The sequence below is a fragment of the Kibdelosporangium phytohabitans genome (genome assembly GCF_001302585.1).
Taxonomy (GTDB): Bacteria; Actinomycetota; Actinomycetes; order Mycobacteriales; family Pseudonocardiaceae; genus Kibdelosporangium; species Kibdelosporangium phytohabitans.
Map to the genome: position 1 here is coordinate 4,773,232 of NZ_CP012752.1, position 23,334 is coordinate 4,796,565.

The window sequence follows — 23,334 nt, forward strand, 5'->3', positions numbered from 1 at the left end:
GTGGCACCGACAATTGCGTAGAACGCTAGTTCGGTCAACAAAGAACTAACGGAATCCGTCACCTGCCGGATGACCGTGGTCAAGATCATCGAGTGTCGGATCATCCGAGGGCTGCGCCGGAACGTGGAAGGCGACCAGGCAGGGGGCGAATTCCGCGCCCTGCACCACGATCACCCTGCTCGGCTGGATGCCCAGCCGCGGGTGCCGGAACCTGCGAACCCGGCTGCGCAGTTCCCGCACGTCGTGCCCGTCCCACAGGCGCTGGAAGTCCGGGTCCTGCTTGAGGTCGTCGACGAGCGCCTTCAGCCGGTTGTCGCCGCCCCACGGCGCGATCAGCGACCGCCAGCGCGCCACCACGTCGGCGGCGTCGTTCTCCCAGTCGTCGATGCGTTTCTTGCCCTCCGCGCCGAACAGCCAGCGCATCATGTTGCGCTCGGCGGGCGGCAGGACGCTGAAATCGGTGTACCACTCGGCCGCGGCGCGGTTCCACGCGATGACGTCGCAGTAGAGGTTGGCGCCGTAGACCGGGTACGGGATGTCCTGCGACGAGGTCACCAGCCGCTTGACGAGTTCCTCCGCGGAGATCTCGCCTTTCAGCGGTTCCGGCGGGGTGGTCCGGCCATGCGCCAGCCGGTGCATGTACCTGCGTTCGTCCTCGGTCAGGCCCAGCACCCGCGCGAGGCTGTCGAGCACCTCGGGGGACGGGTGGATGTCGCGGCCCTGCTCGAGGTACGTGTACCAGGTGGGGCTCAGCCCGGCGAGCACGGCGACTTCCTCGCGGCGCAGACCCGTGGTGCGGCGCCGGGGCCCGGCCGGCAGCCCGACTTCCTCCGGTGTGATCCGCTCACGCCTGGTGCGCAGGAAACCGGCGAGTTCGCGTCTGTTGCTGTCCGTCGTCGCCACCGGGCCCGTCCTGCTCCGCCTCAACGCGTCCGGCTGTGCGCCCGCAGGTCACGCGGGTCGGTCGAGGGCAGGTCTCGGGACACCCGGCTCATCGTAGGGGCGTAGTCGATCGTCCGGGACGGTGACTGGGATAACCCGCGTTTTCATTCGCAGATGACACCCGAACGGACGAATCGGGCTATCGAGGGCGAACCGCTCAGCCTGGTACTCGCGGTACCACCACAAACGCGCTCTATCCGCTCGTGGCGCGCCGCCCCCATGCTCGTGTTCAGCAGCACAGTGGGTGTGGCGCAGTCGGGAAGGACATGTCGATGGGCGCAGCGATGTGGATGGTGGCGGTCCGGGACGCTGACCAGCGACGGGAGATGACGACGTGGTGAGTGTGCTCGCCGCCGTGGCCGGCGTCCTCGTGCTGATGGTGGTCTGGTCCAGCGTGCTGCGGACCGTCCTGATCCCGCGCCGGACGTCGTCGCGGATGGCCCGCTGGACCGTGCGGCTGGCCGCGGCGGCGGGGACGGCCGTCGCGCGCAGGCTGCCGCGCCGGGCGTGCGAGTCGGTGATGGACTTCTGCGCACCGGTCAGCCTGCTGCTGATGATGATCGGCTGGCTGCTCGGGCTGGGGCTCGGGTTCGCGCTGCTCGCGCTCGCCGCGGGGGTGGCGTTCGACGCCGACGCCATGCTCCGGTTCTTCGAGCTGAAGCTGGCCGGGACGGCCGGTGTGCTCGCGGTGTTCGCGGCGGTGTCGGTGACTGTCGTGATCGCGGTGTTCCTCGCGCACGTGGTGCGGTTCGTCGACGCGTACAGCAGGCGCGAGCGGTTCGTGAACCGCCTGGCCGCGCAGGCCTCCCAGATCCCGGACGGGGACCGCGTGCTCGCGGACTACCTGCGTTCGGGGTCGCGGGACAACCTCGACCACCACTTCGCCGAGTGGGCGGACTGGCTGGCCGACATCCACGGCAGCCACGTCTGCTACCCCGGGCTGGTGTACCACCGGCCGTCCGGCGACCTGTGGTGGCCGCACGCGGCGATGATCGTGATGGACGCGGCGGCGCTGGTCGACGCGGTCGCCCCGAAATGGGCGCCACCGCACACCCGGGTCCTGCTCGATTCCGGCACCGCGTGTCTGCAACAACTTGCAGAACGAATAGGCATCGTCGTCCCCGAGCTGACCGTGAGCCTGCACGGTCGCGAGGAATGTTCATTCGGCGACACGGTCGAGCTGGCCACCGCCGCCGGCCTCCCCGCTGAACGGGATCCCTATCAGGCGTGGGCCGCGTTCCAGGACACGCGGGTTCGGTACGCCCCCTACGCGGTCATGATCGGATCGCGATTGATGTGCCACGCCGAGACCGAGGAGGACGAAGTCGAATATTCTAGCCAGTAGTAAAGCGCCGACCATTTTCCGGTCGGGCTCCTGAATTTCTTCACACGTCTGTCTGAGTCGGGGCGTCACTGGCGCGTGACGGTTTCGTGCGCTCATTTTCCGGATGATGTGGGCGGATTCTTCGTTAGCTCCATGTGTTCAACGGAATGAGTCATGAGTACTAGTGAATATGACCGAAATAGTGTTGACGTCGATCGGCTGGGGGCGTGATGACCACATTTGCGGATACCGAATTCCCTGGACTGGAAAAGGCGGACGAGCTGTCCGGCTTCTGCCAGGAGCTGTTCAGCTCGCTGACCCGCTCGGACCAGCGCCGGTGGGGTGAGGTGTACGTGCGCGGCCTGCTGACCGTGCCCGGTCGCAAGTCGATCCGCCGCATCGCCGACCACGTGGTCGGCTGGCGGGCCGACCAGTGCCTGCAGCAGTTCGTCAACCAGAGCCCGTGGCGGTGGGAGCCGGTGCGGCGCGTGCTGGCCCACCACGTCGCCGCGGCGCTGCGACCGCGGGCGTGGGTCATCGAGGAGGCCGTCTTCCCGAAGAACGGCGGCAGCTCGGTCGGTGTCACCAAGCAGTACGCGACGTCCGCGCAGCGGACGCTGAACTGCCAGCTGGGCGTGGCGCTGTTCATGGTGGGAGAGGACGCCTCCTGCGCGGCGAACTGGCGGCTGCTGCTGCCCGAGAGCTGGGACAACGACCCGCTGCGGCGTGGCCGTGTCCGGTTGCCCGACGACGAGCGCCACCGCCCGCGCTGGCAGTACATGCTCGAGGCGATCGACGAGATGGTCATGGACTGGGGCTTCTCGGCGCCGCCGGTGATGGTGCACACCCGTGACCAGCGCATGACCCAGCCGTTGCTGCGCGGTCTGGAAGAGCGCGGACTTCCTTACGTGATCCGGGTTCCGGAGAACACGCCGGTCCTGCCCGCGATGACCCGCGTGCCGCAGGGCCGTGTGCTCAGCGCCGGTGAACTGGCGGTCCGGTCGGCCAAGCAGGGCCGGATCACGCTCAACTGGCGCGACCGCACCGACGGCAGGCTGGTCAGCTCGCAGTACGCGATCTCGCCGGTGTCCACCGGTTCGGTGTCCGGGCCGCTGCACCTGATGCCGGGCCGTCCGCACGGCGGGGCGCGCCGGGTGCTGGCCGAGTGGTCGGCCGGTGGCCGCAGGCTCAACGCCGTGTGGATCACCAACCTCAACGCCACCCGGCTGCCGGAACTGATCAGCCTGGTCAAGCTGAGCCCGCAGGCGGGCAACGACATGGCGCGGCTGCAGGACGAGTTCGGCCTGCGGCACTTCGAGGGCCGCTCGTTCGCGGGCTGGCACCACCACGTGACCCTGGTGTCCGCCGCGCACGCCTACTGGACGCTGCAGCGGCAGGAACAACTCCAGCAGGTCGACGGGATGCGGCTCAGGCCGCACGCGTAGGGGGACAGGACGTGTCCGTCGACCGGCTCAGGGATGTCGAACTGTTCGCCGAACTGGACGACGACCAGCTCACGTGGCTGGCGCACGTCGGCACGCCGCTGCGGCTGCGCGACGGTGAGGTGCTGTTCGACGACGGTCAGGTCGCGACGCACTTCTACGTCCTGCTCGCCGGTGGGCTGCTCATCACGCAGGTGCTCGACGGCTGGGAGCACGTGCTCAGCAGGCACTCGGCGACCATCGCCGCCGACCCGCGCGCCGAACTCGGGCCAGGCGCGAAACCCCGTGCGGCACACCAGTTCACGGGTGAACTACCGATGCTGGCGGGCGGTGACTACGTGGCGAAAGCCACCGCCGTCGGCGACACCGAGCTGATCTCGTACGACAAGGAGACGTTCCTGCAGATGCTGGTGCGCTGCCCGCAGGTGTGCCGGGTGATGGTCCCGGTGCTGGCGTGGCGGATCCATTCCCAGGAAACCCAGGCGGGCAGGCGCGCGACACTGGAAGGAGTCGGCAAGCTTACCGCTGGGCTGGCGCATGAGCTGAACAACCCGACTGCCGCCGTGGTGCGCTCCGCGGGAGAACTCGAACTGACAGTGCCCGATCTCGCCGCGTGGGCCAACGAATGGGGCGCCCACGCCACCCCGGGCGAACGCGCGCTGCTCGACGACTTCACAGCACGGGTCACCGCGGGCGAAGGCGTCGTGCGCCCGCGGGACGCACTCGACGCGGCCGAGGTGGCCGACAACCTGATCGACTGGTTCGAGCCCCGCGACGTCGACCGGGCCGCCGAGTTCGCGACGATACTCGCCGACCACGGCGTCCACCCGGCGTTGCTCGACGAGTTCGCCACGGGCGTCCGCGCGGACGTGCTGCCGGTCGCCGTCGCGTGCCTGTGTTTCTCCTTGCACACCCGCTCGCTCGTCGCGGACGTGTCCGAAGCGGGACAACGCATCGAGGCCCTGGTCGCGACGGCGAGGTCGTACACGAACCTGGACCGCGCGCCCGTGCAGGACATCGACCTGGTCGAAGGGCTCGAAGCGACCCTGGCCATGCTCGCGCCGAACCTGGCGGGCATCAGGATCCGGCGCGACTACGGCGATCTGCCGTTGGTCGCCGTGCGTCCCGGCGAGCTCAACCAGGTCTGGAGCAACCTGATCGACAACGCGATCCACGCCATGGGCGGCACGGGCGAACTGCGGATCAGCACCCGGGTCGAGGGCGGCTGCGCGGTCGTGGAGATCCGGGACAGCGGACCGGGCATCGCGCAGGACGTGCTGCCGTCGCTGTTCCAGCCGTTCTTCACCACCAAGGACATCGGCAGGGGAACGGGACTGGGGCTGTACCTGAGCCGCAACATCATCACCCAGCACCACAACGGGTCGATCGACGTGACCTCGCGGCCAGGCGACACCAGGTTCACGGTGATGCTGCCGCTGGCCAGGTACATGAGTACGGCGTGAGAGGCCGCCGGGCGAGTCTGGTCGCAACGACGCCGACGTAGAGGAGAGTCATGCGATCCAGGCTGTTCACCAGCGAATCCGTCACCGAGGGGCACCCGGACAAGATCTGCGACGCGATCAGCGACTCGATACTGGACGCCCTGCTGGCGCAGGACCCGGCGAGCCGCGTGGCCGTGGAGACACTCGTGACCACGGGCCAGGTCCACGTGGCCGGCGAGGTCACCACCAACGCGTACGCCGACATCCCCGGCATCGTCCGCCGGACGATCCTCGACATCGGCTACGACTCGTCGGCGAAGGGGTTCGACGGCAACTCCTGCGGCGTGAACGTGGCGATCGGCGCCCAGTCCCCGGACATCGCCCAGGGAGTGGACAACGCGTACGAGACCCGAGTGGACGCGGCGGACGACGACATCGACAAGCAGGGCGCGGGCGACCAGGGCCTGATGTTCGGCTACGCGTGCACGGAGACCCCCGAGCTGATGCCGTTGCCGATCATGCTGGCGCACAGGCTGTCCCGCAGGCTCACCGAAGTCCGCAAGGCCGGAGTCGTGCCGTACCTTCGCCCGGACGGCAAGACCCAGGTGACCATCGAGTACGCGGGCGACCAGCCGGTGCGCCTCGACACGATCGTGGTGTCCTCGCAGCACGCGGACGGCATCGACCTGGAGAAGCTGCTCGCGCCGGACGTGCTCGAGCACGTGGTGCGACCTGAACTGTCCGGTTTGGACATCGACACGTCGGGCGTGCGACTGCTGGTCAACCCGACCGGCCGGTTCGTGACCGGTGGCCCGATGGGAGACGCGGGCCTGACCGGCCGCAAGATCATCGTGGACACGTACGGCGGCATGGCCCGGCACGGCGGCGGGGCCTTCTCGGGCAAGGACCCGTCCAAGGTGGACAGGTCGGCGGCGTACGCGATGCGGTGGGTGGCGAAGAACGTCGTCGCGGCGGGCCTCGCGACCCGCGCGGAGGTCCAGGTGGCGTACGCGATCGGCAAGGCGGCCCCGGTCGGGCTGTTCGTGGAGACCTTCGGCACGGAGGTCGTCGACCCGACCAAGATCCAGGAGGCGATCTCCCGGGTGTTCGACCTGCGCCCGGCGGCGATCATCCGTGACCTGGACCTGCTGCGGCCGCTGTACGCGCCGACCGCGGCATACGGTCACTTCGGTCGCGCGGACGTGGACCTGCCATGGGAGCGCACGGACCGCGCGCAGCAGCTGCGCGACTCCGTCGGACTGTGACCAACCCGGATGGGCCTGCCAGGCCGCAGCGGCAGGCCCATCACATCCCCAGCGCGGAACACACGCGGCCGACGTCGGCCGGCCCTGTGCGCCAGTTGCTGAAGGCGGCCCGGATCGCCGGAACCCCCTGGTAGACCGTCGGTGTCAGGAACGCCTCACCGCTGCGGGAGACGGCGTCGAGCACATCACCGACCCGCTCGTCCCCGGTGGTGGTGAAGCACACGACGTTCAACCGGACCGGAGCCAGCAACCGGAACCGGTCACTGCCGTCGACCCGTTCCCCGAGCGCCCTGGCCGAATCGACGTTCCGCTCGACGATGTCACGGTGCCCGGCCCGGCCGTAGGCGGCCAGCGTGAACCAAGCGGGCAACGCCCGCAGCCGTCGGGACGTCTCGGGCGTCAGGTGCATGAACTCGGGATGCTCACCGGGAAGCCCGAGGTAGGACCCGGCGTTGTGGAAAACCTCGGCCTGCAGGTCCGGCCGGCGGGTGAACTGCACAGCGGAGTCGTACGGGACATTCAGCCACTTGTGCAGGTCGACGCAGACCGAGTCCGCGCCTTCCCAACCCGCGACCAGGTGCGCGTAGTTCGGTGACACCGCGGCGAACCCGCCGAAAGCCGCGTCCACGTGCAGCCAGAACTCGTAGCGCTGTTTGAGCGCGACGACGGCCTGGATGTCGTCGAAGTCGACGGTGTTCACGGTCCCGGCGTTGGCGACGACGATCGCGGGGCCACTCCGCAACGCCGCCTCGAGCGCGGAGACGTCCACAGCCTCACGGCCGGGCAGGGTCGGCAGGGTGACGACGTGACGACGTCCCACACCGAGTATCGACAACGACTTGCCGATGCTGGAATGCGGCGACCCGGACAACACCCGGATGTCACCGAGGGCGCCGACACCGTCCTCGGTCACGGACACACCGGCCTGCTCACCGAGCCACTCCCGGCCGATCGCGAGACCGACGAGGTTCGACATCGTCGCTCCGCTGACGAACGCACCGGCGAGCGGCAGCCCGAACAACTCACCCAGCCACCCGATGGCCTCCCGTTCGATGCCGGCGGCAGCGGACCCGGTACCGGTGTTGGCGTTCTGGTCGGCGGCGGCGGTCAACCAGTCACCGGCGAGCGCGGCCGGAGTGGCGCCGCCGGTGACGAATCCCAGATACCGCGGCCCGGCACTGCCGGAAAGCCCGGACTCCCAGCGCGCCCCGAACAGCTCGAGAGCGGCGACGAGCCCGTCGCCGCTCTCGGGCAACGCCAGCGGCGCCGGATTCAGGGCCGCGGCGGCGACCGGCCGGTCGTCGAGGCTGCCGAGGACGCGTTGCGCGGCCAGCCGCGCCCGGTCGAGCAAGGCGGGCAGATCGGCCAGGTCAGCGGCGAGCTCGGCGAACATGGCGGAAGACTATCCCGGTGACCGTCCGGCCGGGCGGGCGAACGTGGTCCATAGTGGGAGCGTGGACCGACCCGCTTTCGTACTGCACGACCACCGCAAACCCAGGCCGCACTTCGACCTGCGGCTGGAGGAGGACGGCGTGCTCAGATCGTGGGCGGTCCCGCGCGGAATGCCCGAGCAGGGCGAGAACCGGCTCGCGGTGCCGGTCCCGGACCACGACCTCGACCACCTCACCTACGAGGACGCGGACAAGAGCATCGCCGACATCGGCTGGTGGGAAGAACACGACCGGACCGAAAGGCGCATGCTGTTCACGCTGCACGGCAGGCAGGGCGCAGTCCGCTACGCGCTGATCCACACCGGTCCGGACTGGCTGCTGCGCCGAACCAGGCAGCAGCCGTGAACCTGGCCGGGATCCGTGCCGAGATCGTGGCCGGCAACGCGTGGGCCACCGAGCAGGGCTGGGAACCGGTCTACACGGCCGCGCCCGGCGCGCGGATCGTGATCATCGGCCAGGCCCCGGGACGACGGGCGCAGGAAAGCGGTGTCCCGTTCGACGACCCGAGCGGGGTGCGGCTCAGGGAGTGGCTCGGGGTGACCGACGAGCAGTTCTACGACCCCGGCCGGTTCGCGATCCTGCCGATGGACTTCTACTTCCCCGGCAAGGCGGCGAGCGGTGACCTGCCGCCGCGCCGGGACTTCGCGCCGAAATGGCACCCGCGGATCCTGGCCGAGCTCACCGGCGTCCGGCTGACGTTGCTGATCGGCGGCTACGCGCAGAAGCACTACCTCAAGGGCCGCGCCAAGCCGTCGCTGACCGAGACCGTCCGGTCCTATCAGGACTACCTGCCCGGGCTGATCCCGCTGGTGCACCCGTCACCGCTGAACTTCCGCTGGCAGAGCAAGAACCCGTGGTTCGCCGCCGAGGTGCTGCCGGTGCTGCGCGCCGAGGTCGCCAAGGCGCTGTGACGGGACACGCTGGAAGTGGTCGCCGGCGGCACCCGCCCCTACGGCGGTCCGTTCCCGGCTCCCGGCGGCGACCATCGGATCTGGCGCAACGAGGTCGCGCAGCCGGGTGCGTTGGCGTTGCTCGCGATCGGCCGGTACGACGTGAAAGTCTCGACCGGACCGGGTGGCGGGCAGGTGGTCACCGCGTACGGAACCGACCTCGGCCCGCTGGACGCGCCGGCACGCGCGCCGGTCGAACGCACGCCGGAGATCGTCGAGGCACGGGCGAACTGGTTCGGCCCCTGCCCGTACGCCGGGGTGGGCGACCAGTCCGGGCGTCGCGAGAGGCTCGCGGCCTCGCGGCACTGAAGACGTGGTCCTGGACCCCGGCTCCGCCGGAGTCCAGGACCACCCCGGTCAGCTCACGCGCTCGAAGCCGACGCGAAACAGCTGCCCGGCCCGGTCGGTCGCCACGTACAGCTCACCGGCCCGGTCCACGCCGAACGTGCTGACCTGGGCGGGGAACTGGCCGATCCGCGCGTTGGTGTAGGTGCCGTCGCGGTTCTTGCGGATGGCGAACGCCGCCGCTGAACAGTAGTCGGTCGCCACGTACGTCCCGAACGCCAAGCGGGCGTGCTCATGGCCGCGGTAGACGTGCCCGCCGATCACGGCACACCCGTCAACCCTTGTCTGGTAGTGGAAAACCGGTGCCTTGTAGTCGGCTCCCGGTGCGCAGCGTTCCGCGTTGAACACCGCCGGACCCTCCATACAGGACCAGCCGTAGTTCTGCCCACCGCGGAACGCCTTGGCGTGGTTGATTTCCTCGTAGGCGCCCTGGCCGACGTCGGCGATCCACAGTGACCCGTCGAGTGCGTCGAAGGAGAACCGCCACGCGTTGCGCAGGCCGTGTGCCCAGATCTCCGGGCGCGCACCCGGTGTGGAGACGAACGGGTTGGACTTCGGCACGCAGTACGGCAGGTCCCCGCACGTGCGGTTCACGTCGATGCGCAGGATCTTGCCGAGCAGGGTGCCGAGGTTCATCGCGTTCGCGTCCGGGTCACCCGCGCTGCCGCCGTCACCCAGGCTCCAGTACAGGTAGCCGTCGTGGCCGAACGCGAGCTGACCGCCGTTGTGGTTGCTGAACCGGGCGTGGTCCTGCGTCAACAGCACTTGCTCGCTGGCCGGGTCACCGAGCTTGACTCGCGACAGCGTCAACGCGCCGTCCGGCAGGCGCGTGTAGGCCACGTACACCTTCGACGTGTGCGCGAAGTCGCGGGCGGGCACGATACCGAGCAGGCCGCGTTCGTTGGCTGTGCTGTTCACGCGGTCGCTGATGTCCAGAACCGGGTCGGCGGCCAGGCCGTCCTTGGGGTGGAAAGCACGCACGGTGCCGCGCTTCTCGGCGATCAGCATCCGGCCGGTGCGGTCGTTCGCGCCGGTCATCGCCACCGGCCGGACCAGGCCGGTGGCCACTTCGGCTGTGGTGACCCGTAATTGGTCCAACGGGACGCCGTGCCGGGCGGCGTCCGGTTCGACGGCGCTGGCAGGTGAGACCATGGCGGGCAGCAGGGTGGCCACCGCGAAGGCGAGGCCTGTCCGTCTGAGTCCTGACATGCACGAGCTCCTCAACTGTGTGGGAACCCAGTGCTACGCCTACGGGCCGTGATCGGTTCAATCCCCCTCGTCGCCCTGCGCCCAGGCCGCGACTGGCAGGCAGAGGTACACGCCGAACTCCTCGAGGCCGGTCGCCTTGGCGATGCTCCCGTGCAACCGGTCCACGCGGTCCTGGCGGTCGGCGGCCCGGCTCTCGGAGTACTTCGACCGCACCTCGATGACGACGTCGAGGTTGCCGCGGTCGAACGGGCCGAGTTCACGGAAGCGCAGTGCCACGTCACCCGGCTGGAGGTCCCCGTCGTAGGGCTCCTCGGGGCATTCGACCGCGAGCGAGATCAGATGGGGGAGAACCGAACCGAGCTCGCGGAGAGTCTCTTCGGGGACGTGTGACGCGTAGGTGATCTCGACAAGTGGCACAACGTCCACCCTATAGACCTGTGGACGCGACGCTCGGCGACCGGCGTTCCGGGGCCACTGCCTGACAGTCACGGCTCGATCCGGGCCAGTCCCGCTTTGGCGAGCGACTCGCCGCGCGCGTACGAGTGCTCGATCGACACGTGCAGGGCGCGGTCGTAGAGCTTGCGGGCTTCACCGCGGTCGTCGCCGTCCAGCGCGTCATCACCGAGACAGCACAGGGTTTCCACCACCTCGGTCCACAGGCCGAGGTCCTCGGCGATCCGCAGCGCGGCTTCGTGGTCACCGGTGTGCGGTGTCGTCTGTGACCGGGTCGCGCGCAACCGGCCCCAGTGGTCACCGAGTTCCACGAACAGTTCGAGCGCGCGTTCGTGCTCGCCCGCGTCGATCAGGGCGACGGCCTCACCCCAGCGGTCACCGGCCGCGCGGGTGTTCGCCAGGCTGCTGCCGACCATCAGGCTGCCTTCCGGCCCGCCCAGCGCCGAGCCGACGAACCACTGCATGCGCGCCAGCAGCACCGGGTCGTCGATCTCGATCCGCGGCTTGGCGGGCATTCCCGAGCGCAGGGCGAAACCGGCCAGCCATGCCCGCGCGGTCGCCCGGTCGGACCGCGCCCCGCCGGACCTGGCCAGGGCGTTCGTCAGCGACCTGCGTGCCTCGGGGAACCGGCCGCGCAGGAACCAGTACCACGCCAGCGAATTGACCAGCCGCAGCGCCTGGCCGTCGGCTGCGACGTCCAACGCGCGCCTGAGGTTCACGGTCTCGGTGTCCAGCAGCCGCAGATACTGCGGCTGCTGCCTGCCGCGCAGATACTTGTCGGCGTTCCGCGCCACCTCCAGGTAACAGCTGACGAACAAGTCACGGGTCGCGTCCAGGGCGCCGGTTTCCCGCAACCGGTCCAGGCAGTACGCGGCGACCGACTCCAGCAAGCGGAAACGCTGCCCGTCACGCACCACCAGCGACCGGTCCACGAGCCGGGACACCAGGCCGAGGACCTGGTCAGCGGCGACACCGAGGCCCACGCACACGGTTGTCGCGCTCGGCAGCGTGCACCCGTCGGGGTGTACGGCCAAACCGCTCAGCACGGTTCGTTCGTCGGCGCTGAGCAACTCCCAGCTCCAGTCGATCATCGCCCGCAACGTCTGCTGGCGCGCGGGCCTGCCCCGGCTCTTGCCCAGCGGCAGCGTGAAGCGGTCGTCGAGCCGGGCGGCGAGTTCGTCCAGGCCGAGCACGCGCAGGCGCGGGGCGACGAGTTCGAGCGCGAGGGGGATGCCGTCGAGGCGGCGGCAGATCGTGACGACCGCGTCCGCGTTGCCCTCGTCGAGGGCGAAACCCGGGACGGCGGCTGCCGCGCGCTGGACGAACAACTCCACGGCGGCGGAATCCCGTGCCTCCGCGGGATCGTCCGACACCCGCAAAGGCGGCACGGGACGCACGGTCTCACCCGGGATGTCCAACGCCTCATGGCTGGTGACGAGCACACGCACGTCAGGGGCCGCGGCCAGCAGCGGGGCCACGACACAGGCAACCGGCTCCACCACGTGCTCGCAGTTGTCCAGCACCAGCAGCGGGCGCTTGTCCTTGAGCGCCGTGCACAGGAAACCGACGTTGTCGACCGGTTCCGGTGTGCTCGCCGCCGAGTCGCACAGGCCGAGTGTGGCGATGATCCGTTCCGCGATGTCCTCGCCGGTCGCGTGCTGGCTCACGCCCGCGAACTCCATCAGCCACACGCCGTCCGGATACCGCGGGACGAGGCCCTGCGCGGCGGCCACCGCGAGCCGGGTCTTGCCCACCCCGCCGGGCCCGACCAGCGTCACGGCCCGGTCGCCGGAGCCCGCGTCGACCAGCGAGCGGACCTCGTCGATCGCGTCCTGCCTGCCGATCAGCGTGGTCACCGCGGCGGGCAGGTTGGTCCGCGGATCCCGCCGCACCAGCGCCAACCGGGGTTCCTGGCGGAGGATCGCGTCGTGCAGCCCGGTGATCTCCGGGCCCGGCGCCACCCCGAGTTCACGGTCCAGACGGCAGCGCAGGTCCTGGAAGCACGTCAGCGCCTCGCTTTGCCTGCCCGACTGGTACAGCGCGCGCATCTGCGTCATCCGCAGCCGTTCCCGCAGCGGGTGCCGCTCGACGAGGTCCGCCAGCTCAGCGGCCACGGCGGCGTGTTCGCCCAGCTCAAGCCGCGCCTCGGCCTGGTCCTCCAGCACGCTGAGCCGGAGCTCCTCCAGCCGTGCGATCTCACCGCGGGCGAACACGGCGTCCGACACGTCCAGGTACGGCGCCGCACGCCACAGCGCGAGCGCGTCCGTCAGCAACGTGACCTTGCTCTGAGTGTCCTCGGCCGCGCGTGCCCGGCGGGCGAGCTGCTCGAACCGGTGCGCGTCCAGATCGTCCGCCGCCAGCCGCAGCCGGTAGCCGGCGGCCTGGTGCACGACCTCGTCCCGCCCGAGCACCCGGCGCAGCTGCGAGACCTTCGCCTGCAACGCGTTCAACGGCCTGCGCGGGGGAGCCTCGCCCCACAGGTCGGCCACGAGCCGGTCGGCGGAGATCGGGCCGCCGTCGTGCAGCAGCAGATGCGCCAGCAGAGCCCGGACTTTCGCTTCGGGGACGGGCACGGCACCACCGTCGTCCGCCCAGACCACGAGCGGTCCGAGCACCCCGTAACGCATGGGATCAGCATATCGTCAGCCGCCCGTCAGCACGCCGGAAGCGGCCTGGACCAGCGTGCACACCATGAGCACAAAGGAATGGGCCGGGCTGGCGGTTCTGGCGCTGCCCACGGCGTTGCTGGGCCTCGACGTCACGGTGTTGTACCTGACGATGCCGAGCCTCGCCGCGGACCTGGACCCGACCGGCACCGAGGTCCTGTGGATCATGGACGCGTACGGGTTCCTGATCGCCGGGTTCCTGATCACGATGGGCACGCTGGGGGACCGGATCGGCAGGCGCAGGCTGCTGATGATCGGCTCGGCCTGCTTCGGCGCGGTCTCGGTGGTCGCCGCGTTCGCCCCGAACGCCGAGGTCCTGATCGGCGCGCGGGCGGCGCTCGGCATCGCCGCGGCCACGTTGATGCCGTCCACGCTGGCGTTGATCAGCACGATGGTCCCCGACCCGGCCAGGCGCGCGGTGGCCATCGGCGGCTGGGTGACGGCGTTCGCGCTGGGCATGGCGGCCGGTCCGGTCGTCGGCGGGCTGCTGGTCGAGCACTTCTGGTGGGGTGCGGCGTTCCTGGTGGCGATCCCGATCGTCGTGGTGGTGCTGCTGGCCGGGCCGAAGGTGCTGCCGGAGCACCAGGCACCGCGAAGCGGCCGGATCGACATGGTCAGCGTGGTGTTGTCCCTGCTCGCGCTGCTGCCCGTGATCTACGCGGTCAAGCACGTCGCCGAGGCCGGTGTTGGCCTGTCCACCGTGGTGCCGCTGGTGGCCGGGGTGGGCTTCGGGGTGCTGTTCGTCCGGCGGCAACGCGGGCAGGACGACCCGTTGCTGGACATCCGGCTTTTCTCCGGTCGCACGTTCAGCGCGGCGCTGGGTGTCATGGTGGTCGGCCTGACCGGCGTCGGCGGCGTGATGCTGCTGGTCACCCAGTACCTCCAGCAGATCGCGGCGCTGCCGCCGCTGCGGGCCGGTGCGTGGATGGGCCCGCCCGCGCTGGCGATGTTCGCCGCCGCGATCGCCACACCGCTGATCGCCCGCCGGATCCGGCCCGCCTACGTCGCCGGTGCCGTCCTCGCGGTGTCCACTGTGGGCTACGCGTTGCTGGTGACGGTCGACGGCACGGACGACGTCGTGCCAGTGGTTGCTGGATTCGCGTTGGTGTACCTGAGTTTGGGCACGATCGCCGCGCTCGGCACCGATCTGGTGGTCGGCGCCGTACCGCCGGCACGCGCCGGAGCGGCGTCGGCGTTGTCGGAAACCGTTCAGGAACTGGGACTCGCGCTCGGTGTCGCCGTCCTGGGCAGCATCGCCGCGGCGACGTACCGGGCCCAGGTTCCCGCCGACGCGGCCGGGCCGGTGCGCGACAGCCTGGCCGGTGCGCTCTCCAACGCCGGGAGCGTGCCGGAAACCGTTATCCAGCAAGCCAAGGACGCCGCCATCAGCGGGCTGAACGTCGCCGCGCTGGTCGCCGGCATCGGCGTGCTGGTGCTGGCCGTGCTCGCCGCGGTCGTCCTGCGCCACGTGGGCACGTACAAGTCGCAGGTCGGCTGACCTCGGTCGTCCACAATGGCATTGACCACACATCCGCGAGTTGTACCCGGAGAGGTGATTGCCCGACCCGCGCCCCTGCTGGACAGTGGGTGCCGGGGCGTCCCGGCTGTGCTCCAAGCGTGTGACCGTGTCGGCACTTTCGGTGGATCCCGTCCACAGGACGGGTTGTGAGCAGCGGAATCTCGTTACCGTGAGCCGGTGCCCAGACCAGCGCGCACGCGTCAGCCCGACCCGTGGGCAGCCAAGGACCAGACCGAGTTCCGGGACAGCCTGCGCGGCCTCATGCGCTGGGCGGGGCACGGTTCGTTGCAACAGCTGGAGGCAGCCGCGGTCCGGCGAGGCACGAGCATGCCGGTGTCCACAGCGAACAGGGCGCTGAACAACGACCGGCTGCCCACAGGGGACTTCGTCGAGCGCATGGTCACGGCCTGCGGTGCCGAGGTGGCGCCGTGGCTGGCGGCGCGGGACGCGTTGGCCGACCGTCCGTACCTGCTCGACACGCCTCGCGGCACGCCGAACGCCGACCGCGCTGACGAATGCCCCTATCCCGGGCTGGCAGCGTTCACGGCGGGCCAGGCGCGCTGGTTCTTCGGACGGGAGAGGACAACCGCCGAGCTACTGGACCTGGTGGCGTGCTCGACCGGGCCGGTGATGGTGTCGGGGCCGTCCGGCACCGGCAAGTCCTCGTTGCTGCGGGCCGGGCTCCTGCCCGCGCTGGCGGACGGCAGGCTGCCCGGATCGGCGGACTGGACGTGCGCGGTGATCACCCCGACCGCCGAACCGGCGGCGGTACTGGCCCGGTGCCTCGACGGACGACCGGACGTGATCGTGGTCGACCAGTTCGAAGAGGTTTTCACCCTCTGCCGCGACCAGACGCAGCGCCGGGCGTTCATCGACGCGTTGTGCGCCCACGACCGCGTCGTGCTGGGCATGCGAGCCGACTTCCACGGGCATTGCGCGTCCCACCCGCCGCTGGCAGGCGCACTGCGGCAGGGGCAGGTGCTGCTCGGGCCGATGACCGAGGACCAGCTGCGCGCCGCGATGGGCAAACCGGCCACCTCGGCTGGGCTGGACCTGCAGACGGGGCTCACCGACGTGATCATCGGTGACCTCGGCGGCTGCGACCAGCCAGGGGTGCTGCCGCTGCTGGCGCACACGCTGATGGCCACGTGGCGGCACCGGACCGGCCGGACGCTGACGATCGCCGGGTACCGGCTGACCGGCGGCGTCTCCGGCGCCATCGCCAAGACCGCCGAACGCGCCTACCAGCGGCTCAGCGCCGGTCAGCGGGAAGTCGCGCGGGTGTTGCTGCTGCGGATGATCCAGTTCGGCGACGGCACGGCCGACACCCGCAGGCACCTCGACCGCGCCAGGCTCGCCGAGGAGTCGGCGGACCAGGTGCTGGCCGCGTTGATCGACGCCCGGCTGGTGACCGCGAACGAGACCACCGTGGTGCTCACGCACGAGGCGATCCTGAGCGCCTGGCCCCGGCTGGCGTCCTGGATCGAGGCGGACCGCGCCCGGCTGCTGGCCGAGCAGCGCCTGGTCGCGGCGGCCGAGGCGTGGGAACGCGACGGACGCCACGAATCCGACCTCTACCGAGGGCATCGCCTGGCGGCGGTGCTGGAACGCCCAGGTGAACCGCCAGAGGTGGCCGCGGAGTTCGTACGGGCGAGCGTGCGGCGCGAACACACCGAGCGCCGTGCCGCGGCACGCCGGACCAAGCGGCTACGGCAGCTGGTGGCGGTGCTGAGCTGCCTGGTCCTGCTGGCCGCGGTGATGACGGTGGTCGCCGTCGTGTCCCGTCAGGACATCCTGACGCAGCGGGACATCGGCGTGTCACGTCAGGTCGCCGGTACCGCGATCGCGTTGCGGATGTCGGACCCGGATCTGGCGGGGCAACTCGCCGTGGCGGCCTACGACCTGGCACCCACCGCGGAGGCCAGAGGCGCGATCATGACGACCCTGGTCAACCTCGATCCAACCCGCAGCACAGACGCCACCGGCACGGGCGCTGCGCAGACGATTGCCTTCAGTGCCGACGGGACCTCCTTGGTGGCGGCCGGCCGTGACGGCACGGCGCGGGTGTGGAGACTCGGTGATCCGCCGAGCTTCCTCGCCGCACCGGTCGAACTGCCCAGGCACCCGGGGGAGATCCGGGCCGCGTTGTTCGCTCCGGCGGACAAACCGCTGCTGGCCACGTCGGCGGGTGACGGCAGGGTCCGGTTGTGGTCCGCATCGGGCATCGCGCTGGGCGCGGACGCGGCGTTGTCCATCCCGGGGCCAGCGCGGGATCTCGGCCCGCTGGCGTTCAGCGGGGACGGTTCGCTGCTGGTGACCGGCGCCGAGCCGGGCGGGAACGTCCAGGTGTGGGATCCGGCGAAGCCCGGCCGCCCGCTTGCCGTGTTCGGCGGGCACAGTCCCGGCATCGAGGCAACCGCCTTCACCCGGACCGGGCGACTGCTCGCCACCTCGGCGAGGGACGGCTCGGTGAAGTTGTGGGACCTCACCGACCCGGCACGGCCGGTGAAGGTGTGGGAGAACGGCAACCGCAACGCCGGGACGGTGCACGCGCTCGCTTTCGGCGGCTCGGACAGACTGCTGGTGACCGCCAACGATGACACGACAGCGACCATCTGGGACGTCGGCGATCCGCGAAACCCGCGACAGCTGTCGTCGCTGACCGGCCACCTCGGTGGGGCGTTCGGTGTCGCGTTCCACCCCGGCGGGCGGCTGCTCGCCACCGCGAGCAGCGACGCCGTCGCCCGGCTCTGGGACGTCAGCGATCCGGCGAAGCCGGTCAGCTGGGCGGCGTCGCTGGCAGGTGATGCCGACAACGTTTCCTCCGTGGCGTTCCACCCGGACGGCCACATGCTCGCCACGGCCGGTTACAGCCAGGCCATCCGCTTGTGGGAGACCGACATCGACCGTGCCGTGGCTCAGATCTGCGGTTTGGTGAGCCCGGCGATCACGCGTGCGCAATGGACGGATCACATGGCCGGGCACGCGTACGACCCGCCCTGTGCGAAGCGGAACCCCCCGCTGGTGCCGAAACCAGCCGCCGCGGCCACCGCGAGTACGGAGATCGTCGCGTCGCACAGCGGGAAATGTCTGGCCAGTCGAGGAACGGACACCACGTCGGGCACGCCTGGGGCGCAGTTCCGGTGCAAAGGACTGCACGCCGGTCGGTGGACGTTCGACAGAGCGGGGGCCTTGCACCGTGTCCGCAACACCGCGACGAATCTCTGCCTCGACGCACGCCCCGGCGAACGCAAGAACGGAAGCGGGCACCTGGTGGTCCAACGGGACTGCGGCACCGCGAGCACCCAGCTGTGGCGGACGGCCGAGATTCTCCGGACCACCAGCGGCGAGTACGTCGACATCCAACTCGTCCACCCGGCAACCGACCAGTGCCTCGACATCAACCAGGGCAGCGTGCTCGACGGGGCACTGACCATCCGCTGGCCGTGCGGATCAAACCTGAACCAGGTCTTCCGGGTCGCCGCGACCGCGATCCGGTAGGCCGGTCAGGCGAACTGGAACCACAGCGGCAGCAGCAGGATCGTGACCGCCGACGACTTGACCACGACCGACGCCGACAGGTCCACGTCGATGTCGTAGCGCTGGGCGAAGATGAACAGGTTCTGCGGTGCCGGCATGGCCGCGATGAGCGTGAGATAAGCCAGCCAGGGCTGGCCGACACCGAAGACGTACCGGCACAGCGCGTACGTCATCAGCGGGAAGGCCAGGCACTTGAACGCGATCAGCGCGAGCTCGGTCCGTGTCGTGCCGCGGATGGTCACGCCTGTGCCGCCGAGGTACAGGCCGAGGGCGAACAACGCGACGGGCGCGGCGGCGTCACCGACGAACGACAACCCGTCGAGCACCACCGACGGCACCCGGACGGACACCAGGTTCGCGATGATCGCGAGGTTGCACGCGAGCACGAGAGGCGTGTTCAGCGATGCCCAGACCGCGCGCGACAACCGGCGGGAAGTTCCCCGGTTGTCCGCACTGTCCGCGTCCGGGCCGCCGAACTCCATGACGGCGATGACGACCGTCGACAACAGACATACCTGGAGCAGCAGGATCGGGAAGATCGGCGCCGCGTCACCGAACAGCATCACGAACACGGGCACGGCGTAGTAGGCAGTGTTCACCTGCACCGCGGCCATGATGCGCAACGCGATGGCACGCGCGCCTCCGCTGGTCAGCATTCGCGTTGTCACGCCCACGAGGACACATGCCACTGTCGCGCTGACGGCGTACGCGCCGATGGCGTGCCAGTCGAACAAGGCGCGCAGGTCGCTGCTGTAGATCTTGCCGAAGAGGTAGCAGGGGATCGCGAACAGGAACGTGAAGTCGGTGAAGACGCGGGATTCCTGCGCCTGGATGATCTTACGCCGGGCGAACACCGCGCCCGCGCCGAACGCCAGCACCACGGGCACGAGCCTGCCCAGTGCTTCGAGGACGCCCATCAGCGAGTCAGCGCAGTCGCCGCGTAGGACGCCGCCTCGGCGAGCATGGGCTGGTGGTCGTACTTGGCGTCCTTGGCCGCCTTGCTCGACATGATCGCGATCAGGAGCGGCGGCTTCCCCGGCGGCCACACCAGCGCGATGTCGTTGAGGGTGCCGTAGTCACCCGTCCCGGTTTTGTCGGCCACACGCCAATCCTTCGGCAGACCTGCCCGCACGCGCTGCGCTCCGGCCTGGGTCGCTGGGCGTTCCATCAGGTCACGCAGCAAGGCGCGTTTGTCCTCCGGGAGGGCGTCACCGAGCACGATCTTCTGGTAGTCGGTGCCCAACGAGCGGGGCGTGGCGGTGTCGCGGGGATCACCTGGAGTCGCTTCCACGATCGCCGGTTCGGTGCGGTCCATGCGTGTGACGGTGTCGCCGAGGCCGCGCAGGTAATCCGTCAGTTGCTGCGGGCCGCCGAGGTCGCGGAGCAGGAGGTTGCCCGCGGTGCCGTCGCTGAATCGGATCGCCGCGTCGCACAACTGCCGGATCGTCATCCCTGTCGCCACGTGCTGGCTCGTGACGACGCCGCTCTTGAGCAGGTCCCCTTCGGCATACCGGACAAGGGTGTCCAAATGGGACATCGGATTGCGGTGCAGGACCGCGGCTGCGGCGAGGCCTTTGAACGTCGAGCAGAACGCGAACCGTTCGTCGGCCCGATGTGCGACGGAGGCGCCCGTGCTCGTGTTGAGCGCGAAGACGCCCAGCCTGGCGTCGTACTTCCGCTCCAGTGCGACCAGGTGTTCATCCGGCGCGGGCGGCGCTGCCGAGGTGGTTGCCGGTGGCGCTGACGGCGCGGACGGCGCTGGTGGCGCCGGAGTGGCTGGTGACGTGCACCCCGCCAGCGGAGTCAGCGCTGTCGCTGCGAGCAGGGTCCGGCGGGTGAGGGGACGCGGTGCGGCCATTGCGTCAACCTATCCAATCATCCCACGTTACCTTTGACGTTGTATATCGCGTTACGATATACTCCGTGTTGTGAGCAGTCGATCGATGTCGGAACAGGCCTTCCTGGTCCTGACGGCGTTGGCGGAGCGGCCGATGCACGGTTACGCGATCGTGCAGGCCGTGGAAACGACGTCGGAAGGCCGTGTGCGGTTGCGAGTCGGCACGTTGTACGGCGTACTGGACAGACTGGTGGCCGACGGTCTTGCCGAGCGCGACCGCGAGGAAGTCCACCAGGGCAGGCTGCGCCGCTACTACCGGCTCACCGACTCGGGTATCCAGGCGTTGGCCGCCGAGGTGAACAAACTCAGCGCCAACGTCCGTGCGGCCAGTTCCGTGCTCAGGGCATCGGGATTCGCGCCACTGCAGCTGGGAGGGCCGGGATGACGAGCAAGCTGGAACGACGCTACCGGGTGCTGCTCAGGCTGCTGCCCGGCTGGTACCGCGAGAAGCGCGCGGACGAGATGGTCGACACCTTCATCAGCGGTCGCCCGGACGACGTCGACCAGGAACACGGCTGGCCGGGCTGGGCGGAGGCAGGCGCGGTCGCGGCGCTCGCGGTCCGGACCAGACTGTCCGGTGCGGACGGTCCGCCGCGCGCGGTCGCGCTGGGCGGCGCTGTGCGACTGGTCGCCATGATCGGCCTGCTCGCCCACGCCGTGCTGTCGGTCGGCGACATCGTCCGGGCGGTCAGCACGCAGCTGATCCCGCCGCTCGGACTGGAGCCCACGTCCTACTTCTGGCGGTCCGCCGCGGGAGTCGCGGCTGTCGGCGCGTTCGTGTTGATCTTCACCCGCTGGCGTGGGACAGCGAAGGCGCTGGCCGTCACCGCTGTCGTGCCCACGCTGTTCGATCTCGTGATCACGCTCGGCTCAAGCCCGCCCGCGGACGCGGTGCTGTGGCAGCTGAGCGCTTTGGCGCCACTGTGGATCGCCACCATCTGCTTGTTCGTGGGATTCCACCGGGAAGCGCCCGTGCCGTGGCCGCGAGTGTGGGTGTGGGCGGCCGTGATCGGCGCGGCGGTCGTGCTCGCGTGGAACTGGTACGCCAGGTTCGTGGTCACCGACGTGGCCGGGCTGTGGCTGAACCCGTGGTCGCTGCAGAACTGGGTGATCGTGTTCGCCGGCCTGGCGGTGCTCGCGCTCGGCATCCCGCCGTACGTCAGGCTCGGTCTGGCGACCTACATCGCGCTGACCTTGCCGCAGGCGGCCGTCGCCGGGTTCCAGATGGCCGGCCTGACCTCGACCGGTGTACTGGTGTCGCTGGCGATCAGCGGAGTCACGTGCCTGGTGCTGGTCGGGATCGCGCTGGCGGTCACCGGTGCGCGCGGCCACCTGGCCCTGTCAGCCGGCGATGAACCGTTTCGCGAGGCCGTCTGATCCGGCGGCGAGCAGCGTGGTGTCCGCGCCGACGAGGATGAACGACGCGCCCGCGTCGAGATACCGCCGTGCCTGTTCGGGGTCGAAGGCGTTGACCCCGACAGGTTTTCCTTGCTCGCGTACGGCTTCGAGCGTGCGAAGCACGGCAGCGGTGACCTCCGGGTGGGTCTGCTGACCGAGCAGGCCCAGGGAGGCGGCGAGGTCGGACGGGCCGACGAAGACCCCGTCGACGCCGTCGACCGCCGCGATCTCCGACGCCGCTTCGACGCCCGCGACCGATTCGATCTGCACGCACAGCGAGACGAACTCGTCCGCCCGATCCAGGTAACCCGCCACGCGATTCCACCGCGCGGACCGCGACAAGGCGCTTCCGACGCCACGCACCCCACGCGGTGGATACCGCACGGCCCGCACGGTCTCCTCGGCCTGCTTGGCCGAATCCACCATGGGCACCAACAGGTTCTGCACACCCACGTCCAGCAACCGTTTCAGCACAACGGCATCGCCGACCGACGCCCGGACGACCGGGGTGACCGGATAGGCCGCGACCGTCTGCAGCAGCGTCAGCAGGGTTTCCAGGCTCAGCGGGGAGTGCTCGGTGTCGAGCAGCAACCAGTCCAGCCCGGCACCGGCGCAGATCTCCGCCGCGACCGTACTGCCCGAACAGACCCACATCCCCACCTGCGGGCGGGCCGCGTCCGACAGCTGGTCGCGGAACGTCGGAGCTAGGCGAACCGGCATGTGATGGCTCCCAGGTCGCGGTAGTCGGCCATGATCGTGTCGCCCGGCCGCACCCACATCGGCCGGGTGAACGAGCCCGCCAGCACGATCTCGCCCGGCTCCAGCCGGTCGCCGTGCTGGGCGAGTTTGTTCGCCAGCCACACCACGCCGTTGGCCGGGTGGTTCAGCACGGCGGCGGCGACTCCCGATTCCTCGATGGTCTCGTTGCGGTACAATAAGGCCGACACCCAGCGCAGGTCCACTGTGTCCACACTGACCGGGACGCCGCCGTACACCATGCCGCCCATCGCCGCGTTGTCGCTGACCGTGTCGACGATCGTGCGCCCGGCCATCTCGATCCGCGACGACAGGATCTCCAGCGCGGGCACGACGTACTCGGTCGCCCGCAGCACGTCGAACACCGTGACCCCGGGGCCTGCCAGCGCGTCCTTGAGCACGAACGCCAGTTCGACCTCGATGCGCACGTTCGAGAACCGGCTGTGCTCGATGACCGAGCCGTTCTCGTACACCATGTCGGCGAAGATCGCGCCGTAGTCCGGCTCGGTGATCCCGGTCGCGGCCTGCATGACCTTGGACGTCAGCCCGATCTTGCGGCCGACCGGGCGGCGACCGGCGGCGATGCCACGCCTGCGCCACTCGTTCTGCACCGCGTACGAGTCCTCGATGGTCATGTCCGGGTACCGGCCGGTCAACAGCGGCACGGTCGTGCGGGACGCCTCGGCCGCGGCCAGTTCGTCCGCGATGGCACTGATAGTCGTGTGGTCCAAGATG

The 23,334-nt window shown here is 70.0% G+C and carries 20 protein-coding genes; 11 read left to right on the top strand and 9 right to left on the bottom strand.

Annotation, left to right across the window (positions count from 1 at the left end; genetic code table 11):
* Positions 1-45: 45 nt before the first annotated feature.
* A complete protein-coding gene (locus tag AOZ06_RS21855) occupies positions 46-903 on the bottom strand; it encodes a helix-turn-helix transcriptional regulator (protein WP_063810086.1) in 858 nt (285 codons plus the stop codon).
* Between the two features lie 373 nt (positions 904-1,276).
* On the opposite strand from AOZ06_RS21855, the gene AOZ06_RS21860 reads away from it, so the two are divergent.
* From AOZ06_RS21860 to metK, 4 genes are all read left to right on the top strand, one after another.
* Positions 1,277-2,287 carry a hypothetical protein gene (locus AOZ06_RS21860; protein ID WP_157233154.1) on the top strand — a complete coding sequence of 337 codons (1,011 nt, stop codon included), beginning with the start codon at positions 1,277-1,279 and terminating at the stop codon, positions 2,285-2,287.
* A 209-nt stretch (positions 2,288-2,496) separates the two neighbouring features.
* The gene (locus AOZ06_RS21865; RefSeq protein WP_054291108.1) at positions 2,497-3,711 is read left to right on the top strand and encodes an IS701 family transposase; all 1,215 of its coding nucleotides are present in this window, start codon (positions 2,497-2,499) and stop codon (positions 3,709-3,711) included.
* Positions 3,712-3,722: 11 nt separating this feature from the next.
* On the top strand, positions 3,723-5,171 hold the full coding sequence (locus tag AOZ06_RS21870) for an ATP-binding protein (RefSeq protein ID WP_054291109.1): 1,449 nt from the start codon (positions 3,723-3,725) through the stop codon (positions 5,169-5,171).
* A gap of 50 nt (positions 5,172-5,221) precedes the next feature.
* Entirely contained in the window at positions 5,222-6,415 is a 1,194-nt protein-coding gene (gene metK, locus AOZ06_RS21875) for a methionine adenosyltransferase (protein ID WP_054291110.1), read from the top strand.
* Between the two features lie 40 nt (positions 6,416-6,455).
* On the opposite strand, the gene AOZ06_RS21880 is transcribed toward metK, so the two are convergent.
* The gene (locus AOZ06_RS21880; RefSeq protein ID WP_054291111.1) at positions 6,456-7,808 is read right to left on the bottom strand and encodes a pyridoxal phosphate-dependent decarboxylase family protein; all 1,353 of its coding nucleotides are present in this window, start codon (positions 7,806-7,808) and stop codon (positions 6,456-6,458) included.
* A gap of 61 nt (positions 7,809-7,869) precedes the next feature.
* On the opposite strand from AOZ06_RS21880, the gene AOZ06_RS21885 reads away from it, so the two are divergent.
* From AOZ06_RS21885 to AOZ06_RS21895, 3 genes are read left to right on the top strand one after another with little or no spacing between them, the layout of a single operon-like run.
* On the top strand, positions 7,870-8,211 hold the full coding sequence (locus AOZ06_RS21885; protein WP_236952339.1) for a DNA polymerase ligase N-terminal domain-containing protein: 342 nt from the start codon (positions 7,870-7,872) through the stop codon (positions 8,209-8,211).
* Complete coding sequence (locus AOZ06_RS21890; RefSeq protein ID WP_054291112.1) at positions 8,208-8,777, top strand: uracil-DNA glycosylase family protein; 570 nt, start codon at positions 8,208-8,210, stop codon at positions 8,775-8,777. The genes AOZ06_RS21885 and AOZ06_RS21890 overlap by 4 nt, the downstream gene beginning before the upstream one ends.
* A 15-nt stretch (positions 8,778-8,792) precedes the next feature.
* The gene (locus AOZ06_RS21895; RefSeq protein WP_054291113.1) at positions 8,793-9,125 is read left to right on the top strand and encodes a hypothetical protein; all 333 of its coding nucleotides are present in this window, start codon (positions 8,793-8,795) and stop codon (positions 9,123-9,125) included.
* A gap of 48 nt (positions 9,126-9,173) precedes the next feature.
* Here the strand turns inward: AOZ06_RS21895 and AOZ06_RS21900 are convergent, their stop codons facing one another.
* From AOZ06_RS21900 to AOZ06_RS21910, 3 genes are all read right to left on the bottom strand, one after another.
* On the bottom strand, positions 9,174-10,370 hold the full coding sequence (locus AOZ06_RS21900) for a PQQ-dependent sugar dehydrogenase (protein WP_054291114.1): 1,197 nt from the start codon (positions 10,368-10,370) through the stop codon (positions 9,174-9,176).
* Between the two features lie 57 nt (positions 10,371-10,427).
* Complete coding sequence (locus AOZ06_RS21905) at positions 10,428-10,787, bottom strand: hypothetical protein (RefSeq protein WP_054296816.1); 360 nt, start codon at positions 10,785-10,787, stop codon at positions 10,428-10,430.
* Positions 10,788-10,855: 68 nt separating this feature from the next.
* Positions 10,856-13,450 (bottom strand): ATP-binding protein, encoded by a 2,595-nt coding sequence (locus tag AOZ06_RS21910; RefSeq protein WP_054291115.1) that lies wholly within the window; start codon positions 13,448-13,450, stop codon positions 10,856-10,858.
* 64 nt (positions 13,451-13,514) lie between these two features.
* Here AOZ06_RS21910 and AOZ06_RS21915 point away from each other — a divergent pair, with 64 nt between their 5' ends.
* Positions 13,515-14,987 carry an MFS transporter gene (locus AOZ06_RS21915; RefSeq protein WP_054291116.1) on the top strand — a complete coding sequence of 491 codons (1,473 nt, stop codon included), beginning with the start codon at positions 13,515-13,517 and terminating at the stop codon, positions 14,985-14,987.
* A 198-nt stretch (positions 14,988-15,185) separates the two neighbouring features.
* Positions 15,186-18,509 (top strand): nSTAND1 domain-containing NTPase, encoded by a 3,324-nt coding sequence (locus AOZ06_RS21920; protein ID WP_054291117.1) that lies wholly within the window; start codon positions 15,186-15,188, stop codon positions 18,507-18,509.
* Positions 18,510-18,514: 5 nt separating this feature from the next.
* Here AOZ06_RS21920 and AOZ06_RS21925 read toward each other — a convergent pair whose 3' ends face one another.
* Together AOZ06_RS21925 and bla are read right to left on the bottom strand one after the other, a co-directional pair.
* Positions 18,515-19,465, bottom strand: a complete 951-nt coding sequence (locus AOZ06_RS21925) for an AEC family transporter (RefSeq protein ID WP_054291118.1) — start codon at positions 19,463-19,465, stop codon at positions 18,515-18,517.
* Positions 19,465-20,406: a class A beta-lactamase gene (gene bla / locus AOZ06_RS21930; protein WP_054291119.1), complete on the bottom strand. Its 942-nt coding sequence runs from the start codon at positions 20,404-20,406 to the stop codon at positions 19,465-19,467. Before bla ends, AOZ06_RS21925 begins: the two co-directional genes overlap by 1 nt.
* A gap of 70 nt (positions 20,407-20,476) precedes the next feature.
* On the opposite strand from bla, the gene AOZ06_RS21935 reads away from it, so the two are divergent.
* Positions 20,477-20,830, top strand: coding sequence for a PadR family transcriptional regulator (locus AOZ06_RS21935; protein ID WP_335338413.1), 354 nt, complete (start codon positions 20,477-20,479; stop codon positions 20,828-20,830).
* Positions 20,827-21,822 (top strand): hypothetical protein, encoded by a 996-nt coding sequence (locus tag AOZ06_RS21940; protein WP_054291121.1) that lies wholly within the window; start codon positions 20,827-20,829, stop codon positions 21,820-21,822. Before AOZ06_RS21935 ends, AOZ06_RS21940 begins: the two co-directional genes overlap by 4 nt.
* Here AOZ06_RS21940 and AOZ06_RS21945 read toward each other — a convergent pair.
* Together AOZ06_RS21945 and hpaH are read right to left on the bottom strand one after the other, a co-directional pair.
* Entirely contained in the window at positions 21,787-22,563 is a 777-nt protein-coding gene (locus AOZ06_RS21945; RefSeq protein ID WP_054291122.1) for an aldolase/citrate lyase family protein, read from the bottom strand. The two genes, AOZ06_RS21940 and AOZ06_RS21945, sit on opposite strands and share 36 nt — an antisense overlap.
* Positions 22,548-23,330 (bottom strand): 2-oxo-hept-4-ene-1,7-dioate hydratase, encoded by a 783-nt coding sequence (gene hpaH, locus AOZ06_RS21950; protein WP_225954757.1) that lies wholly within the window; start codon positions 23,328-23,330, stop codon positions 22,548-22,550. Before hpaH ends, AOZ06_RS21945 begins: the two co-directional genes overlap by 16 nt.
* Between the last annotated feature and the right edge of the window lie 4 nt (positions 23,331-23,334).